The organism is Shewanella intestini, assembly GCF_018221465.1.
Taxonomy (GTDB): domain Bacteria; phylum Pseudomonadota; class Gammaproteobacteria; order Enterobacterales; family Shewanellaceae; genus Shewanella; species Shewanella intestini.
Genome location: NZ_JAAIKR010000043.1, coordinates 1 through 1,228, shown reverse-complemented (window position 1 = coordinate 1,228; position 1,228 = coordinate 1). Strand labels below are relative to the sequence as shown.

Genomic DNA, 1,228 nt, shown 5'->3' with positions numbered 1-1,228 from the left:
CCTGACGCGCTCCTGCGGCCGCTGCGACGGTCGGGCCATACCCTTCCCTGACGGCAGCGGTCACGCGGGCGGCCACGGCCTCCGGCGTCTCCACGTCCTTCGAGAAAATCCCCTTGCGTAGCACCCGCGGCTCGATGGCCTGCGGCGTGATGGTGGCGTGCCCGGGCTGGCGCTCGATGGCGCCGTAGTAGCTCTGGACGCGCTGATGGGTGGCCCGGCTGCCCTCGATGCCGCGTTCCAGCCCGAGATCCCTCACCGCCTCGGCAAAGCTGGTCTGGTCGGCCCGCATCTTGTCGCGGCCACCGATGAACTCCTTGGCCGACAGCCGCCCGTCCTGCGTCAGCGGCACGACGAAGGCCGACAGGTGCGGGGTGGCCTCGTCGCGGTGGATGCTGGCCGTCACGATGCGATCCGCGCCGTATTTGGCCGCCAGCCAGCCCTGCGCCTGGTCGAAGAACGCGGCCTGCTGCTGGGGCGTGGCCTTGGCCCACCATTCCGGGCTGGCCGTCATCACGTATTCGACCGCCAGCACCGCGTCCTTGCGCCGCTTCTCCGGCAGCAACTCGCGCAGCCGCCCCATCGCCGCATCGGTTGAGGTGGCCGCCCGGTGCTCGTTGTCCGGCGTGCGTTCGGCGTCAGCGTTGGGCGTTTCGCGCTCGCGGTAGCAGTGCTGCAACGCCGCCGCCACGCTGCCCATCGTCGCCAGCTTCTTGCATCGCATGATCGCGTAGGCCGCCATGCCTGCCCCTCCCCTTGGTGTCCGAATCCGGCCAGTCGGGGCAGCGCAAGGCGGTGCCTCCGGCGGGACACTATCAGATGATAGTGTACTCACTAGACTTTGCGAAGCAAAGTCGTGCCCGCCTGCGGCGGTTGCAGCGCCCTTCGGGCTTGCTCCTGCGGCGGCCTTCGGCCTTGCCCAAAGGGGCTTTGCCCCTCTGGACTCCCCACCCTCGCCGCCGGGAGGCTCGGGGGGCAGGGGTGGCGGGCTTCGCCCTTCGTCCCTGCCCCCACTCGCACAGGCTGGGGCGCTGCGGTCAGCGTCAAGGGTTCGGCTTCGCCCGCGTCCTCGCCCGGTCCCTGCGCTTCGCTCCGGGCTGCGGCCTGCGGGCGCGCCCTTGACCCTGCCCTCCGCTGAAGGCGTCAGCCAGTGGCCCGCTGGCGTGTCGGAAATCGCCTCATGGCCGGGTAGGAAATTTCCGACAGCGCCGGAGTGGAAGGCGGGTCAAGG

1 protein-coding gene is annotated in these 1,228 nt (G+C 70.6%); it reads right to left on the bottom strand.

Annotated elements, in window-relative coordinates; all coding sequences use genetic code 11:
* On the bottom strand, window positions 1-739 hold a 739-nt coding region (mobV, locus tag G3R48_RS17035), incomplete at its 3' end, for a MobV family relaxase (protein ID WP_212593422.1).
* Between the last annotated feature and the right edge of the window lie 489 nt (window positions 740-1,228).